We start from the raw sequence: 13,320 nt of genomic DNA, 5'->3' as shown, positions 1-13,320 counted from the left end.
TGGCGTGCAAGTCGATGCTCCGGTTGCGTGCGGCAATGCTCCGCGCCATCAGATCATCATGGGATTCTGGTTGCGCTACACGGCATGAACCTGCCAGAACTGCGCCAGTGGCCGCAGCGAAACGCCTTTCAGCCACGTGCTGCGCTTTGACTCCGCCGGCAAGAGCGCGAAACTGGCAGGCGTTCGCAGCTGCTGTGTTGGTTCTTCCCCTGCCGTACTAAAGGCCTAGAAGAATTCCGCCAGCAGCGCTTCGAGCTTCGCAAAAGCGGAATTCCATGCCTTGGTGCTGGATTCGAGAACCTCATAAGGCAATGGGGTTTGGGTCAGCGTCAGCATCGTCTGCCCGGCGAATTCCTTGAATTCGATACGGGTTTCGATCACGAGGTCCAAGGTCATTTCGTGCGGGCCGTCGGCACTGACCAGGCATTCGTACTCGTCGAAAGACGTCAGGACCGCCTTGAGCGGCACCTTGGCATCCGGGTTATCAGCCTGCACCATATTCAGCTCATGCCGGCCGCCGACCTTGGCTTCGAATACGACGGAATCTTCCTCGACAAGCCAGCCATCGGGACCCCACCACTGGGCGATGATTTCCGGCTCGACGAAGGCAGCCCAAACGGCGTTCTTCGGTGCGGAAAATTGCCGGGCGACTACGAGTTCAGTCATCGATTCCATAAGGTCAATATTATCGCGGCCCGCCATCAGGTTCACCCGCAGGGGCAACTACCCCTGCGGACGGCGAGGCTCCATGCGGCTCGCGGTGTACAGCGTTTGCTCATCCGGCGAGGTTCCGGCAGCTTCATGGGCGCGCATGACCTTCATTGCGCGGTCCCATTTGATGCGTTCGCGAGGGCTGGCGAGGACACGGCGCTCGGCCGGACCGAAGATGGACAATCCCAAGTACTTCAGACGCCAGAATATGCGGTAGCCGACGCTTAGTCCGGTGGTATCGGAAATGATCGGCAGGGGTGATTCATCCATGATCGTCGTCCTCTTCGGTCATTGGGTTTGCGAGTACTGGCACTTCAATCATACGTCATTAGTTGGTGCACCAACTAAATGGGGTTCTAGCTTTTCGGAGCGTTCGAACCTGCAGCAATAATGCGGTCCAGGATGCCGCGCAGCTCCAGCACATCCTTGTCGGTCAGGGCAAGCCGGGCCATCATTTCGCGCGGCACCTCCACCGCTTCAGCACGCAGCGCGGCACCCTTCTCGGTGGGCTGAATGATGACGGCCCGCTCATCGTCCGGGTTCTTCGTCTTTGCCACCAAACCGGCAGTTTCGAGGCGCTTGACCAACGGGGAAAGCGTTCCCGGATCCAGGTGCAGATGCCCGCTGAGGGCACGGGCGCTGATCGGCCCCAAGTCCCAAAGGGCCAGCATCACCAGGTACTGGGGATGCGTCAGCCCCAGCGGATCCAGCACGGGCTTGTATGCCGAGATCACCGAGCGCGAGGCTACGGCCAGGCCGAAGCACACCTGCTTTTCCAGCTTGAGAAGATCTTCGTCGCGAAGAATAGCACTGTCCACGTTGTCGCAAGCTCCTTGAAAGATGCCTAATACCACTGCATTGATCGTACCGCGGTCGAGAATACCGTGCCCGGGCCGAAAGCTGCCCCGTGTCGCAGCGCCAATTCCAGTTGCGTTCGAATCGGTGGCGCAAGTAGTCAAAGCGGGCCACAGTGAATAGCCTTGGCATATGAGCAATCTTGAGCACCGGCCTGAGGAGATCGGCTGCAGTGCAGTGCGTTCCCAGGCAGAGGTTGAAATCCTGGAACCACGCGAAGTGCCCTTGGGCGGTCCGCGGGCAATGACGGTCTTCCGGACACTGCCGCAAAAGCAGCGCAGCCTGATCGGCGCTTGGTGCTTCCTGGACCATTACGGTCCTGACGATGTCGCAGTCACCGGCGGGATGAACGTGCCCCGTCACCCGCACACCGGACTGCAGACTGTCTCTTGGCTCTTCACCGGAGAGATCAACCATATGGATTCGGCCGGGTTCAAGGCGACCGTGCGACCCGGCGAGGTCAATCTGATGACCGCCGGGCACGGAATCAGCCATTCGGAGATCCTCACCGAAGACACCACCATCCTTCACGGCGCCCAGCTATGGACCGCGCTGCCGGATCATGCACGGGATATGGAACATACTTTTGAGAACTACCGCCCGGAAGCGCTCACCGCTCCCGGCTGGTCGCTGTCGGTCTTCCTTGGCACCTACGGGGTGTCGGGCAAGTCGTCCACCTCCCCGGTAAAGACGCACACCGAGCTCGGTGGCGCCGAACTGCGCCTTGAACCGAACACCGAGATCGAAGTGGTTGTCCCCGGGCACCATGAGCACGGGATCCTCCTGGACTCCGGCAATCTTGAAGTCAACGGCCATGAACTCGCTCCACGCGATCTCGGGTTCGTGCGTGCGGGATGCACGACCCTGCGCCTGAAGTCCGGGGACCAGCCGGTTCTAGCGCTGCTCATCGGCGGAGAGCCGCTGAAGGAAGACATCCTGATGTGGTGGAACTTCGTAGGCCGCACCCATGAGGAAGTCCTCGCGTTCCGCGCGCAATGGCAGGCCGAGATCGGGGCCGAGCCCGGGGATGCCTCCGAGGATCGCTTCGGGCCTTTCCCGCCTAATACTCCGGCAGCCTTGCCGGCTCCAGCACTTCCCACCGTTCGCCTGCGCCCGCGCGTGAACCCCGCCTAACCAATAAGGAACTCCCAATGAGCGACATCAAACCAGTATTCCTGCCCGAGCGCCAGCGCTTCGCCCTCGACGATGACGGCAAGATCATCGGAGCGGCGCACTACCGCGATTTTGATGGGGCCCAAGGCGTCGAGCGGATCTTCTTCCACACCACCGTGGATGAGGAATACGGCGGACAGGGCCTAGCCAGCGTCATGGTGAAATTCGCGCTGGAGAACACCATCGCCAGCGGTGCCAGGATCGTTCCGGTCTGCCCGTACGTGAAGGCCTACGTTGCCAAGCACACCGAGTATGCGCAGCATATCGTGGAACCGGACAAGGACCACCTGGGCATCCTGCCGCGCGGCTAAACCGGAGATCTCAGGGGTTCATCTTGAGGCCGCGTGCGGCCAGCTCGTCGCGGAGGATGCGGATGGCTTTCGGGCCGACGCCGTGCAGCGCGAGCAGCGCCGCGGTGCCGGCTTGCCCCGCCTGCTCGAGACTGGTGATGCCGGCCTGCTCGAAAGCCCTGGCGGCGGGGTTGCTCGTCTTGGGAAGCTCTGTGTCCATGATCCCAGCGTAGTCAGGCTGCTGGCTGCGCAACAGGTTTGGTGCGCGGCGAGATCGCGATCAGGACCAGAATCAGCAAGAGGCTGAAGCTGAAGACCGAGATGAACTCCATCCCGGTGGCGGCCATCGCGAAGATGACGCCACCGATGGCGGTGGTTCCGGCGTTGCCCAGGGAGTCGGCCACGGTCATTGCCGATGAGTTGAATCCCTGTTCATCCTTGGCAGACAGGGCCAGCATGTTCACGTTTTGCCGCGGGAAGATCATCCCCATGCCGAAGCCGCCCACGGCCCATCCGCAGACCAGCACGAGGACCGGCGGATGGAAGATCGCGGTGGCCAATGCGGTTGAAATCGCTACGCTGCCGGCGATCGCACCCACGGTGATGCAGGTGGAGGATTCCACCTTATCCCCCAGCTTTCCTTGCAGCCATGAACCCACCGACCAGCACAATGCCGAGGCCGTCAGGATCAGGCCCGCCCGGTCGGGACCCAGCTGGTAATCCTCGCGCAGCAGGTACGGCAGATAGACTTCCACGCCGAAGAAGGCCCCGGCCACGAAGATGCGGGTCATGATGGTGGACGGCAGCCCCTTGGCCAAGCTGAACGTGCCCTTGGGCAGCAGCGGGCGAATCGCCGCAAGGGCTACCGCCAATGCCAAGACCAGTCCCAGAAGGGACCAGCTGCCCTGCGCATTGCCGAGCAAGTTCATGCAGATGACAGCCAGTCCAGCCAGGCCGGCCAGCATCAGCCGCTTCTTGGAAATCGGCCCCAGGTCCGGATTGCGCTGGGAGCTCAGCGACTTCAACGCCGGCACGATCCCGCAGAACGCGAGAACCACCAGCACCGCCACGCCGGAGAACACCCAGCGCCAACCGAGGTGCACGGCCATCAAGCCGGCCAGCCAGGGGCCGATCATCGCCGGGACCACCCAGGCGGTAGCGAACAGGGCGAAGATCTTGGAATGCAGATGCGCAGGATACGCGCGGGCAATGAGCACGTAGATGGCGACGGTGATCGCGCCACCGCCAATTCCCTGCAAGATGCGCCCGGCAATCAGGACCTGCATGTTCTCGGCTGAACCGCAGATCAGCAGCCCAATGCAGAAAACGGCCACGGCGATGGACAGCGGGTGCTTGGGCCCCCACCGGTCGGTGACTTCTCCGGCGGCAACCATCCCCAGCATCCCGCTGGCGATTGGCGCGGCAAAGGCCAGGGCGAAGTAGCGTTCGCCCTCCAGCAGCTCGCTGACCAGTGGCATTACCGTGGTCACGGCCATGGATTCGAAAGCGACCAGGAAGACGAGCACGAACATGCCAAGGGTGGTGGCAAGATACTGCGGAGCATAGATCGTTGACTCGGCGCGCTCGGCTGATTGGCTGCTGCGGTTCAGGGGCATGCATCCATGATCTCAGGTTTCCCCTAGCCGCCGATCACGTGCAGGCTGAAGGCCGCCAGGAAGCCCGAGGTCACCAGCAACCCTGTGTAGTCGAGCTCCACCTTGTAGGCTTCCGGAATCATGGTGTCGGCGATCATCGTCAAGATGCCTCCGGCAGCGACCGCGGTGGCGAAGGCCAGCACTTCACCGGGCATGGATTCCAGCAGCAGCGCTCCGAGGAAGGCAGCGATGCCGCAGGAAATGGCTATCGATCCCCAGAGCAAAACGATCGAGGACCCCTTGCGCCCGGACGCTTTCATCTGTGCGGTACTCGCCAGCCCCTCGGGGACATTGGAGATGAATATGGCGATGAGCATCGCCGGATTAATGCTCGCGGTGGCGACCACGGAAAGTCCAAGGGCCACGGACTCGGGAATGCCGTCGATGAGTGCACCGACCGCGAGCGCGGTTCCCGATGACTCCTGCTCTCCTGCGCGCTGCGCCTGCCGCTTTGAGGTTCTCCAGGCCAGCAGCCGGTTCGCGCCGAAATACAAGGCAGCGCCCACGATCACGCCGCCCAGCGTCGCAACGAGGCCGCCGGTTTCATAGGCTTCGAGCACCAGCTCGAAGGCCAGTGCGCTGACCAGGACCCCGGCACCGAAGGCCATGATGGCGCTGACCCAGACCTTGGGGATCTTCAGCCACCAGGCCGCGCCAGATCCCAGCAGCAGGGCCGAGCCGGCCACAGTGCCCCACAGCAAAGCCTGCATCGAAGCGAACATGGCACCCACTATAGCCAGCAATTCGCTGGCTTAGTAGGTGCCATATGAGTTCTGACTGGGACTAACCCTCGGTGGACATGTTGTTGAAGCGCGAGTAGTGGCCCTGGAAGGCCACGGTGATGGTCTTGGTCGGACCGGCACGGTGCTTCGCGATAATCACGTCAGCTTCGCCCGGACGGTTTTCCTTGTCGTAGACGTCATCACGGTGCAGCAAAATCACCATGTCGGCGTCCTGCTCAATCGAGCCCGATTCGCGCAGGTCCGAAACCATTGGCTTCTTGTCGGTACGCTGCTCGGAACCACGGTTCAGCTGCGACAGCGCAATCAACGGAACGTCGAGTTCCTTGGCGAGCAGCTTGAGGTTACGCGAGAACTCGGAAACTTCCTGCTGGCGCGATTCCACACGCTTGCCCGAGCTCATCAGCTGCAGGTAGTCCAGGATGATCATGCGCAGCTCGTTGCGCTGCTTGAGGCGACGGCACTTGGCACGGATTTCCATCATGGACATGTTCGGCGAATCATCAATGAACAACGGGGCTTCGTTCAGCCGGCCCATGGTCGTGGCGATCTTGGTCCACTGCGCGTCTTCCACCGAGCCCTTGCGCAGATCCTGGAGCTGGATGGATGCTTCGGCCGAGAGCAGGCGCATCGCAATTTCATTGCGGCCCATTTCCAAGGAGAAGAACACGGTGGCCATATTGTGCTTGATGGCAGCAGAACGGGCGAAGTCCAGCGCGAAGGTTGACTTGCCCACCGCAGGACGGGCGGCGATGATGATCATCTGGCCGCCCTTCAGGCCCTGGGTCAGCTCGTCGAATTCATAGAATCCGGTGGGCACACCGGTAATGCCATCGCCCGCGTTGGCCGCGTTCTCGATTTCATCAACGGTGTCTTCGATGATGTCCGAAAGGCGCACGTAGTCTTCACTGCTGCGGTTCTCGGCCACCTTGTAGACCTCTGCCTGGGCTTCGTTGACGATCGCATCAACTTCACCATCTGGAGAGTAGCCCATCTGGACAATACGCGTTCCGGCGTCAACCAATCGGCGCAGCACGGCGCGTTCGCGCACGATTTCTGCGTAGTACCCGGCGTTGGCTGCAGTTGGAACCTGCTGGATGAGATTGTGAAGGTAGGCGGCGCCACCAATGCGCGAGATCTCGCCGCGCTTGGTCAGCAAGTCGGCTACGGTGACCGCATCGGCTGGTTCGCCACGACCGTAGAGGTCGACAATCGCCTCGTAAATTGATTCGTGGGAGGGACGGTAGAAGTCGGTGCCGCGAATGGATTCAACGACGTCAGCAATGGCGTCCTTGGAGAGCATCATGCCACCGAGGACCGACATCTCGGCCTCGATATCCTGTGGCGGCTTGCGCCCTGCGTCGGAATCTCGTCCTTCGTAAACCGGCTCAGCACTCATTGCAGACACTTCCATCCCCTATTGACCCGCTGGGAAAAATTATCCTTGCCTCATGGCAACGCTTCATCGTGTCAGTCGATACGGACATTTGGATGTCAGGCGCCTGTGGATATTTCTCTCCCGAACCCAACACTAGGGCTGTTATTAACAGGCGTAAACCTCATTATCCACAGAATATGTGGATAACACTCCTCTACCTGTGGAGTTCCCTGTTCACAGTCTGGGGAGAACTCTGTGGATTACCCCACTCTACGTATCATTAATATCTGTTGACTTGGTTGTTTGTATTCGCACACCTGTGGACAGAAACTTAATTCATTGAAGCTCACGCCAACCGGCCCAAGGTTATCAACACCCTTAATCGCCCAGTTCCCGGGGTTTTTCACCCTTTGCACACATTTGCCCATGTCTTGTCCACAGTTTTGTGGATAACCTTGTGGATACTGGTGAATTTACAAAACCCTAAGTCACCGTGGATTAAATTCGCCAGCAAGGCCGGATCTTTCAGTAGTCCACAATCGGCGAGGGTTTCTGCGTTCGGGGGCGGTGGATAACTTAATGTGTGCAACGACTCGGCGGGCGAACCTGGATCAGCGACTGGGCTGCCGGCGCACTCTCGCCACTTCGCGTCCGCGACGCGCGCCAGTGAAGACCCCATAAAGCGCCGGTTTCATTTGTGATGCGCAGCCTTTGCATGGCTCGGAAACCCCATCCGAGGGTTGCCGGCAATTCGCTGCCACTCTGCGTTTATCAAAAGATGGTCGATGCCTACCTGCAGGTTCACGGACTTAACTTTAAGATATGTTGGTAAACCTTTGCCGAACGATCCCCGCTATCAACAGCGCCAAAGTCCAGGCAGCCATCACGGTACCGCCTAGTACGGGGGACAGCGCAACGCCTTCCCGAGCGATTAACATTTGTGATCCCGCGACGTCAGGAAAATACGGCACGAGAATGGAAGTTTCAGGCCAACGCGAAAAAATTGGGGCACCAAAAAGGGAGAAACCAAAGATTACCGCCATGGACAGTATGTTTCCCTGGAACAGTGCAGAAACGCTCATGGCTATGATTGACACCATCGCAAAATAGAGGGCTGCTCCAAACACTGGATAAGACAAGCCATCTTGTATCGGCGATATATCAGGTGAGACCAGAGCCATTGAGAATGCGCTGATGATGGTAGCGAGCAAACCGGAACAGAAAGCTATCGCGCCCACGGTAACAGCTTTGTGCAGTACAAACACCGCGCGTCGCGAAATGATACAGAATGAAGCAGTAGCATGTGGCCCGGTGCAATCCGTGCAGTAGGCCTGTACGCCGAGCACCACGGCTGCTACTTGACCGATACTTACACCGGCGGTTTGGAAATCGTGGGTTTGCAGGTCGTTTCCTACCTCGTTGCTACCCATCATGAGAAGGGAAGCAGCCCAGGCTGATCCGCAAGAGATGACGGCGGTCAGGACGACGATGAACAGTGCAGCACCCATTGTCGATCTACAGGTAAGTATCTTGAAGAGCTCGGAGTACAAAAGGTTTCTTGAATCAGCTATCGACCAGTCGGTCCGCGGCCGATTCTTCTTGGCCGCTTGCCTGGTAGTAGGCTTTGGATAAGTCGGCTCGGCCCCGATGTTTAGCTTAGACGGATGCATTGTGCATGCCCGTGGTTAAAGAGAAATAGGCCTGCTCAAGAGAGGGCTCGGTCCAGCAGATTTCATACATTGGGATGGATGCCTCCGCAGCTAACCGCGCGACCTGTTTTATGTCCACCATCTGTATCAGAGTAGTCTCACTTTCCAGCTCCTTCCATCCAATGTTTAGGCCGTCCAACATTGTCCTCAACCTCTTTGATTCCTCGGAACGTAATATGAAACCTGGCTCGCCGGCGACTCTGTTCAAAGACTTGACGGAGCCCTGGAAAACAATTGCACCGTCTTTGATGACAGCGACCTTATCTACTATGGGCGAAAGTTCACTCATCAAATGGCTCGAAATGAGTACCGTCCGCCCCTCGCTCCTCCATTGATTCACGAGATCCCTAAACCATCTGATGCCCTCAGGATCCAGCCCATTAAGCGGCTCATCGAGGATCAAAATACGCGGGGACGCCACGAAAGCCACACCCAAGGACAGCCTTTGCCGCATTCCCAAGGAAAGATGTTTAATTTTAGTATTTCTGGCTGCCAGCAGGCCGACTTCTTCAAGCACAGCCAAGACCCTAGAGCGTCGAAGCCCAGATGCCAAGGCAGACGCATATAGATGCTCGAACGCGGTCCTGCCCGGGAAAGGTGCAGCGGCATCGATGAGGACACCTACACTTTTAAGGGGCGAAGTCATCCGTGGCACCGGCACACCGTTGAGTAGAGCAGAGCCGGCATCCGGCCGGCAAAGTCCTACCAACATGCGAAGAGTTGTTGTCTTTCCGGAACCGTTGGGTCCAATGAATCCTAGTACCTGACCCGAATCTACATTTAGGTCAACTTCCCGAACGACATTTTTCCCACCGAAACTTTTTGTCAAACCTGATGCGGTGATCATTTTGCCTGGAATTCTGCAGTAGACAGCGGCCCATTGAAAGGTCTCGGAACGTCATCCAGTACCCGCCCGGATTCCAAGACAATTTGCCGATCCAGCAAGTCGAGGATCGGACTTGGGTCATGGGCGGTCATCACGACAGTTCTTCCCCGTTCCTTAGCCAGACGCAGATCGCGGGCAACCAGCTTAACGGTTTCTGCATCCAAACCGTTAAAGGGTTCATCGAGTATGAAAAGAGGACCTTTTTTTAAAGTCGATAGCACGTAACCCATCTTTTTTCTGGTGCCCAAAGAAAGGTTTTTTACCAACGTTTCAAAATCGCTCTGCACACCGAATAAGAGAAGTCTATTTAGTGTTTCTGATACATCCTCACCCCAAATTGAACAAGCAAACCCTACGTTCTCCCTGATGCTTAGATAATCGTATAGGGCGGGGCTGTCTTGAATAAAGACGGCATGGCTTTTCAGAATATTTTGAGACATTTCCTGTTGATTCACAAGAATGCTTCCAGAGGTGGACCTCTCAAGTCCGGAGATAACTTTGAGTAAGGTGCTTTTCCCAGATCCATTATGCCCAAAAATACCGATAAAATCACCCGGTTCGAACGCTGCCGTCACGTCATCTATGGCAAGATTTTCACCGTAACGGACGCTGATGTTTTTTAGGCTAAACATACACTTTGACATCTTCCCTATTGTTTTTGAAAAATAGTGTTACTACAAAGACCACAGTCAAAGCCAGAGGAACCAAGCCAACGAGTCCCTGTAGTGCTGGTGACGGCATAAGTGCGACACACGAAATTACTACGGCAGCACCAGAAGAAATAAGTATTGGTTGTACTAGATCCGCCACGGGTGATCGTTCAATAACGCGCATGGAGTTGGCTTCGGTGAGGGGGGACAGAACCTGCGTCAAAACCGAACTGAGCCCTGCTAAAAGACTGATGGAAGTAGAGATTGCCAAAAGAATCCACATCTGACTTGTCTGGCCTGATGTGAGTAAGACAATTCCGACCACTCCCGGCATTGAAATAATGATTGTAACCATTGCAAAGGAGCAGATTTTCGTAGCCCGCAGATGGCGTGTTGTCAGTGGCATCAAACACAGCATCTGCCAATTGTTTCGTTCAGCCTCGATACTTGAAATCTGCACGGATCCATCGGCCGCGAGGACCATGAATGCCGTTATAAGAGTGCCACTCAGAATCAATGGAGCATCCAGAACAGCCCTGCCATCAAGGGACAGATAAGCCCCGATGCCGGACCCCAAGAGTGCCAGGCCTCCGAGAAAGGTCAGATAGGCCTTTCTGAGCGCGAGCCGATCTTGGCGGAAACAAGCTAATACGTCCTTGGTAATGACGCTGGCAAGCACTCGGAATGCCATGGACCGACGCAGAGCAATGTTTTTGAACATTTTGGACATCGCAAGGGAAACGTGAGATGAGGCTCGTTGGTCATCATCTACTTTAAATCCAGCTTGAGACTCAGGGCCTTTGAGCAGCGACAGCGCCACACCGCCAAGAAGAAGGATCGAAAGGCCGGTTAGAACAATGCAGTATGTTGTTACAGCAACTGGCGAAGTCTGGAAAAGATCTTCCCACCAGTCTGGTCGGGATGACGCGATGATTTCAGCCAATACGGTGTAGCCTGATTCGACTATGTTTCTGGTCTCCGAGAATTGTCTGACGCTGGGTCCAAGCCAAGTACCAAGAAGCATTGCCAGAATGGGCGTCATTATTATGTGTCTGACCGAAATGGTTGACGCCTTGCCCCATCGAGTCAACAACAAAGTTGCTGCCATTCCAATACAATTTCCGCCTACTATGGTGCTCAATAGCACTGCAAAAACAATAGGGAGCATTTCAACCCCTGCGTTGGAAGATGCCAACCACGGGCCAAAGGCTAAGCAGGAGAATAAGCTCATCCCCAGCACTCTGGCCATCATGGGGATCAAGAGGCGGGACCATATCAAATGTCGGCGTAGAACTTCGAAGGAACTCAGCACTGCCGCATCAGTTGGTTCATTAACTGCTCTTGCTGATTCTGGATCTATACTCCCAGCAAGCGCGACAAGAAGAATCACCCACACGAACCACGATATGAGAAGAAACGTGGGCTGTGTGGTGCTGTTTAAAGGGGCAAATCTACCAACTTGAGTGGAAACAGTGAAAACGACTGCTCCGGCAAGAACGATACAGAGGATGATGAGCACAACGCCCGCGATCTGAACCCGGAATGGAAGTGAACGTCCATTCAACATATTAAGTTGCCGTCGCCGATCAGAGACCAGCACTGCGGCAATTATTGGGAATTTTCTGATGCGACGCATAGTCGGTTCTCGTTGTTTCCTACTCGGAACTTCGCTGGGCATTTCCCGAGCTAATGATTTTATCCGCTTTGGCTACCACGAGATAAACGACGGTTATCAGTGCAACCAGGAATAGTGCAGCCAGAATTTTCGACGAGATCGTTGTTGGAAAGAAAACTCCGATAGCGAAGAGGACGGCGCCAATAACTCCGTTAATTCCAATGAGCACTAGATGCCCAATTCCAAGGAACAGCGGCACCAGGGCCAATACTGTAACAATGACTGGAGCTGCGATCCAAGCAATGTTGGCAGGGTCCTGAATAGAGATAACGAAGTCGCGGTTATTATTTGCAACAACTGGACTCAATCGCGACATTTCTTGGATAGCTTCACGGTTTGTATAATATATTGCGGCTCGTCCCCATGCAGTTAGGAAAAGTGCTATCAGCGCTCCGTAAAAAATATTACGAGTTCTATTTTTTTTGATTACGTTATTCATATTTAAAACCCTAATGGTTTTTGTTCAGATGATTTATTATTTTTATAGTACGGAAAAAGCGATCGCAAACAAGGCGGTTGGAACCAGGGGTACGATGAACACTGATTTTCTCGATCCGCCTTCGCGCGCCAGTAGCAGAACTCCACCAAAATAGACCACCAGCACCGAGATATCAGCCTCAAAGAATGAATCCATTATCGTCGGCACGACGACTCCGAAGACTGAGGCTAGGTACCATCCGAGACTTCTGAAAGCTACATACAGACCAACCATTACCGAAATGGAGCGGCGGGTTGTGCGGGTTGTTTCAGCGCCGTCAAGACGCGCATTGAGTCGAGCTGTGAGGAAACCGGCAAATGCAGTTAGTAAAACAAGGATTACGGAGTTTAGCAGGGCGCTGGTGATAAGTGCGGTGACGGCCCCAAGTCGAATTTCAGCAGGCTGTGCTTCAGGTAGCTTCAGCGACACTTCATGTTCGTAGACCCCGACGAACCTGCCCATCAGCATGAAAACACTGACCCCGATCAGAAGCATAGTCAAAGGCCAAGCAAACCTGCTGTTGAGAAGTGAGGTTTTGCTGGAAAGGTCGTTCTGTGTCATAGGAGAGTAACCCAAGTTTCTATAGTTGCGGCTATAACGATCATGAGGAGGGAGATGCAAAGTAGGGAGACCGCATCAAGGATTACGCCCTGTGCGGCCTGAAACAGGTTTTCTCTAGGTTCTTTTCTGCCTCCGAGAGCAGTCCGTAGAAAATAAGCCAGAGGCGAGATCCCTGCTGAAATCGCGATAATAATGGCCGGAAATTCAACTATCCCGTGTGGTCCAACCCCTCGAATAACGCCGAGCAAGCCAGCGAGGTTGACTGCCTGTGCCAGAAAATGGCCAAAAAGCAAGCCCGACGCAAGGGCATACAACACCGTGATGATGCCGAAGGTCAAAATTCCTGCAAAGGCCAGCAGAGCAATGATTGCATTGTTCGATAATATGCTCCACCATAGGGCCCATGAAGGTGATGCCGGAACCAAACCTGAATGACTCTCTTGTTCAAGAGGTACCGTTGCAATACCGGCTGCTACGGCGCCCAGCCACAGCAACGCTCCAATGCATAATGCTAAGCGCTGCCTTGCAAAAAGACCCTTTAAATAATGTGTCATAGGTT

General features: G+C 55.9%; 16 protein-coding genes. 2 read left to right on the top strand and 14 right to left on the bottom strand.

The window, feature by feature from the left end:
* Window positions 1–225 precede the first annotated feature (225 nt).
* The 3 genes from ACFVHU_RS13125 to ACFVHU_RS13115 form a co-directional block, all read right to left on the bottom strand.
* Window positions 226–666, bottom strand: coding sequence for an SRPBCC domain-containing protein (locus ACFVHU_RS13125; protein WP_181148787.1), 441 nt, complete (start codon window positions 664–666; stop codon window positions 226–228).
* Window positions 667–723: 57 nt separating this feature from the next.
* Entirely contained in the window at window positions 724–981 is a 258-nt protein-coding gene (locus ACFVHU_RS13120) for a hypothetical protein (RefSeq protein ID WP_286134083.1), read from the bottom strand.
* Window positions 982–1,067: 86 nt separating this feature from the next.
* Window positions 1,068–1,529, bottom strand: coding sequence for a MarR family winged helix-turn-helix transcriptional regulator (locus ACFVHU_RS13115; RefSeq protein ID WP_105656568.1), 462 nt, complete (start codon window positions 1,527–1,529; stop codon window positions 1,068–1,070).
* 169 nt (window positions 1,530–1,698) lie between these two features.
* On the opposite strand from ACFVHU_RS13115, the gene ACFVHU_RS13110 reads away from it, so the two are divergent.
* Both ACFVHU_RS13110 and ACFVHU_RS13105 read left to right on the top strand, forming a co-directional pair.
* The gene (locus tag ACFVHU_RS13110; RefSeq protein ID WP_105656569.1) at window positions 1,699–2,700 is read left to right on the top strand and encodes a pirin family protein; all 1,002 of its coding nucleotides are present in this window, start codon (window positions 1,699–1,701) and stop codon (window positions 2,698–2,700) included.
* A gap of 17 nt (window positions 2,701–2,717) precedes the next feature.
* Complete coding sequence (locus ACFVHU_RS13105) at window positions 2,718–3,050, top strand: GNAT family N-acetyltransferase (protein ID WP_105662222.1); 333 nt, start codon at window positions 2,718–2,720, stop codon at window positions 3,048–3,050.
* A gap of 10 nt (window positions 3,051–3,060) precedes the next feature.
* On the opposite strand, the gene ACFVHU_RS13100 is transcribed toward ACFVHU_RS13105, so the two are convergent.
* The 11 genes from ACFVHU_RS13100 to ACFVHU_RS13050 all read right to left on the bottom strand — a co-directional run bounded on the left by ACFVHU_RS13100 (window position 3,061) and on the right by ACFVHU_RS13050 (window position 13,315).
* A complete protein-coding gene (locus tag ACFVHU_RS13100; RefSeq protein ID WP_105656632.1) occupies window positions 3,061–3,249 on the bottom strand; it encodes a hypothetical protein in 189 nt (62 codons plus the stop codon).
* Window positions 3,250–3,262: 13 nt separating this feature from the next.
* Complete coding sequence (locus ACFVHU_RS13095; RefSeq protein ID WP_133833832.1) at window positions 3,263–4,645, bottom strand: MFS transporter; 1,383 nt, start codon at window positions 4,643–4,645, stop codon at window positions 3,263–3,265.
* Window positions 4,646–4,668: 23 nt separating this feature from the next.
* Window positions 4,669–5,406 carry a ZIP family metal transporter gene (locus tag ACFVHU_RS13090; RefSeq protein WP_105656633.1) on the bottom strand — a complete coding sequence of 246 codons (738 nt, stop codon included), beginning with the start codon at window positions 5,404–5,406 and terminating at the stop codon, window positions 4,669–4,671.
* A gap of 61 nt (window positions 5,407–5,467) precedes the next feature.
* Window positions 5,468–6,823 carry a replicative DNA helicase gene (dnaB, locus tag ACFVHU_RS13085; RefSeq protein ID WP_105656572.1) on the bottom strand — a complete coding sequence of 452 codons (1,356 nt, stop codon included), beginning with the start codon at window positions 6,821–6,823 and terminating at the stop codon, window positions 5,468–5,470.
* Between the two features lie 794 nt (window positions 6,824–7,617).
* Window positions 7,618–8,310, bottom strand: a complete 693-nt coding sequence (locus ACFVHU_RS13080; RefSeq protein WP_146112228.1) for a hypothetical protein — start codon at window positions 8,308–8,310, stop codon at window positions 7,618–7,620.
* 148 nt (window positions 8,311–8,458) lie between these two features.
* A complete protein-coding gene (locus tag ACFVHU_RS13075) occupies window positions 8,459–9,358 on the bottom strand; it encodes an ABC transporter ATP-binding protein (protein ID WP_105656574.1) in 900 nt (299 codons plus the stop codon).
* Window positions 9,355–10,029, bottom strand: a complete 675-nt coding sequence (locus ACFVHU_RS13070) for an ABC transporter ATP-binding protein (RefSeq protein WP_181148788.1) — start codon at window positions 10,027–10,029, stop codon at window positions 9,355–9,357. The genes ACFVHU_RS13075 and ACFVHU_RS13070 overlap by 4 nt, the downstream gene beginning before the upstream one ends.
* Complete coding sequence (locus tag ACFVHU_RS13065) at window positions 10,022–11,647, bottom strand: hypothetical protein (protein WP_146112229.1); 1,626 nt, start codon at window positions 11,645–11,647, stop codon at window positions 10,022–10,024. The genes ACFVHU_RS13070 and ACFVHU_RS13065 overlap by 8 nt, the downstream gene beginning before the upstream one ends.
* A gap of 55 nt (window positions 11,648–11,702) precedes the next feature.
* Complete coding sequence (locus ACFVHU_RS13060; RefSeq protein WP_146112230.1) at window positions 11,703–12,161, bottom strand: hypothetical protein; 459 nt, start codon at window positions 12,159–12,161, stop codon at window positions 11,703–11,705.
* 42 nt (window positions 12,162–12,203) lie between these two features.
* Window positions 12,204–12,761, bottom strand: a complete 558-nt coding sequence (locus ACFVHU_RS13055; protein WP_332503204.1) for a hypothetical protein — start codon at window positions 12,759–12,761, stop codon at window positions 12,204–12,206.
* On the bottom strand, window positions 12,758–13,315 hold the full coding sequence (locus ACFVHU_RS13050; protein WP_181148789.1) for a stage II sporulation protein M: 558 nt from the start codon (window positions 13,313–13,315) through the stop codon (window positions 12,758–12,760). The genes ACFVHU_RS13055 and ACFVHU_RS13050 overlap by 4 nt, the downstream gene beginning before the upstream one ends.
* Window positions 13,316–13,320 lie beyond the last annotated feature (5 nt).

The organism is Glutamicibacter sp. NPDC127525, from assembly GCF_042672105.1.
Classification (GTDB): Bacteria; Actinomycetota; Actinomycetes; order Actinomycetales; family Micrococcaceae; genus Glutamicibacter.
Note: the sequence above shows the minus strand (reverse complement) of the source record. Positions and strands in the feature narration are given on the sequence as shown.

What these genes read in the sequence shown, in the direction of transcription:
- ACFVHU_RS13125 (WP_181148787.1), bottom strand. Translation starts at nt 666, where the DNA reads ATGACTGAACTCGTAGTCGCCCGGCAATTTTCCGCACCGAAGAACGCC.
- ACFVHU_RS13120 (WP_286134083.1), bottom strand. Translation starts at nt 981, where the DNA reads ATGGATGAATCACCCCTGCCGATCATTTCCGATACCACCGGACTAAGC.
- ACFVHU_RS13110 (WP_105656569.1), top strand. Translation starts at nt 1,699, where the DNA reads ATGAGCAATCTTGAGCACCGGCCTGAGGAGATCGGCTGCAGTGCAGTG.
- ACFVHU_RS13105 (WP_105662222.1), top strand. Translation starts at nt 2,718, where the DNA reads ATGAGCGACATCAAACCAGTATTCCTGCCCGAGCGCCAGCGCTTCGCC.
- ACFVHU_RS13100 (WP_105656632.1), bottom strand. Translation starts at nt 3,249, where the DNA reads ATGGACACAGAGCTTCCCAAGACGAGCAACCCCGCCGCCAGGGCTTTC.
- ACFVHU_RS13095 (WP_133833832.1), bottom strand. Translation starts at nt 4,645, where the DNA reads ATGCCCCTGAACCGCAGCAGCCAATCAGCCGAGCGCGCCGAGTCAACG.
- ACFVHU_RS13090 (WP_105656633.1), bottom strand. Translation starts at nt 5,406, where the DNA reads ATGTTCGCTTCGATGCAGGCTTTGCTGTGGGGCACTGTGGCCGGCTCG.
- dnaB (WP_105656572.1), bottom strand. Translation starts at nt 6,823, where the DNA reads ATGAGTGCTGAGCCGGTTTACGAAGGACGAGATTCCGACGCAGGGCGC.
- ACFVHU_RS13080 (WP_146112228.1), bottom strand. Translation starts at nt 8,310, where the DNA reads ATGGGTGCTGCACTGTTCATCGTCGTCCTGACCGCCGTCATCTCTTGC.
- ACFVHU_RS13075 (WP_105656574.1), bottom strand. Translation starts at nt 9,358, where the DNA reads ATGATCACCGCATCAGGTTTGACAAAAAGTTTCGGTGGGAAAAATGTC.
- ACFVHU_RS13070 (WP_181148788.1), bottom strand. Translation starts at nt 10,029, where the DNA reads ATGTTTAGCCTAAAAAACATCAGCGTCCGTTACGGTGAAAATCTTGCC.
- ACFVHU_RS13060 (WP_146112230.1), bottom strand. Translation starts at nt 12,161, where the DNA reads ATGAATAACGTAATCAAAAAAAATAGAACTCGTAATATTTTTTACGGA.
- ACFVHU_RS13055 (WP_332503204.1), bottom strand. Translation starts at nt 12,761, where the DNA reads ATGACACAGAACGACCTTTCCAGCAAAACCTCACTTCTCAACAGCAGG.
- ACFVHU_RS13050 (WP_181148789.1), bottom strand. Translation starts at nt 13,315, where the DNA reads ATGACACATTATTTAAAGGGTCTTTTTGCAAGGCAGCGCTTAGCATTA.